The 2,119-nt window shown below is 43.8% G+C and carries 1 pseudogene; it reads right to left on the reverse strand.

Annotated elements, in window-relative coordinates:
• Positions 1–122: 122 nt before the first annotated feature.
• A pseudogene (locus LC653_RS45835) lies at positions 123–2,119 on the reverse strand (DISARM system helicase DrmA); the annotation flags it as partial.

A 2,119-nucleotide genomic window follows, 5' to 3' on the forward strand; every position in this document is an offset into this window, starting at 1 on the left:
CGAGTACTTCAAACGATGTTGCCTCTGGTTTTAAACTTTTTCTTGCCAAGTTTTTGCACCATTATTTCGCTACAAGGTCAAGATTACAGGATTTCCGCTCTTCTCTAGTAAGTTTTGCCACGCTAGAATTTATCTACGGTAGCAATCAACAGCGTGGGTAAACGACGGTAGATTTCTTCATCAACTACAAGAATGGGTAAACCTTCGGTTGAAGATTGTTTTTTACTAAACAGACAACGCCCCAAAGAGTCGCCGCAGTAAATTAGAGTACGGGCGCGACCTTTACTAAAAGATTCGACTTCAATGTTTTTACCTGGGTCGATTTTAGAACCACACCACGGGCAATTTGTGAGTTGGTGAGGGGAACCGCTAGCACTTTGCTGATACTGTCCTCGCGCTTGTTTGCAAAATTCTTCGCTTTGGTCAGTATGGTTGGGGGTAGTGCGCTGACCTACCCACAACCCGATACGGAATGGTTCGTTTCCCCATTTAGTTGGGTTGTCTCGACGGATAAATTCACAAGCACAAATTAGAGTGGTAGCGCGTTGAAATTGTTGTAGGGTAAGCAGGCGTAGGGTGTAGCGCATCAGGACTGCAACGCCATATTCCCCAGAACGTCCCGCAATTACCCCTTGTAACCTCCGCAAGCCGATGGTGTAGGCGGTTAATCCCAGGTAAGCTTCGGTTTTACCACCGCCAGTCGGGAACCAGAGTAAGTCTGCAACTGCATCGGTTTCGTGGCTACGATCGCTATGGTGTAAGTCGGTTATGCTGGGTAAATTCAGCAAAATAAAGGCTAATTGAAAGGGAAACCAGGTAGGATTAGGGATTTTGTCTAATTCTGGCGCTTTGCCTTGGCGTACTTCTTCTGAGTAAATAGAACGAAGACGCTGCAAGTGCATGGCTTGATTCATAAATCGGAAAGCTTCGGCTGCTTCAGGGTTGGTTTGCAGCAGCGTTAAACCTGACTGAATGCGTTGAAGAGTGCGATCGCAATTTTTAATTGCATCCTCGGCTACATCTTGGTAATCTGTCAATCCTTCATTAGGATTAGAAATCCGTTGTGCTTGTTTTTCAATCCAAACTGCGTAAGCTGTTACCAGAGGATTTAGCTTACTGATAAAATCTACGGTTGGAGTTTGTGCCAGTTCTTTCATATCTAAAACCAATCCCGCCAATTCAGGAATTTCATCAGCTTCAGGTGGAGAGGTTTTGGGAACTTCGTAGACAGGTACAACGTTGGTAGATAATTTAACAGCACATTCTGTAGTATTTTGTGCTGTTTCGGCATGGACGCTTACCCCATGACCAATGGCGAACTCTACCTGTTTACGATAAAGCATTGCCATTGCTTTTTCTTCAGCATAAATTACCGGGTCTAGCTTACCAGCCTGACGCGGTTTGTGTCGCTTGAGAAAAATATCAAGATGTTGAAAATCTGCTGATTGTACGCTTAATTCTGGTTGAAATAACCACGCTTCATCACGTAACTTGGCGGGTTCTTTTTGCCCGTTAATTAAAAACAAGCTAACAATCCAATCCCCGTTACTTTGTTGGCAAATTTTGCCTTGTACTTGCACTTGGGGATATTCTGAATGCACCGTCCATTTAGGAATTTCTCCCTCAATTAGAGGAATGGGAGGTGAATTTCCTAGAATTTGTTGGCGTTTCCACACCATTTTTGGTGTATCATCTTTTTTGGTAATAGTTTCGCTTTTAGTGCGTTTATATTGTCCCCAACCTGCATTAATTTGCAATACTTTGGCTACACCACTAACGCAAAAAGTCATCCCAAAAGATGACGGAAACATCGTTTCAGCAGGTGGTACACTAACCTCAGTTGTGCCTTCCTCGACAGTACCTTTACCAACTACAGCCAATTCATCAAGAAGTTCTGGTTGTTGACAGTCAACTTCTCTAAATAATTCGTCTTGCACTTCGTCAGCCACAACCGATTTATCTACAGTCTCAGCACTGATGCGGCGTTGTTGTGGTGCGAGTAACCCTACAAGATAGCGATCGCTTACACTATCCTCATCTACTTCTTCTTCCTCACCACCCGCAGGCCCAAGTAAATCTGCCAATACTGCTTTTTCTAATTCATCACGGATTTTATAAG

The sequence above is a fragment of the Nostoc mirabile CHAB5784 genome (assembly GCF_020829645.1).
Lineage (GTDB): Bacteria > Cyanobacteriota > Cyanobacteriia > Cyanobacteriales > Nostocaceae > Nostoc > Nostoc mirabile.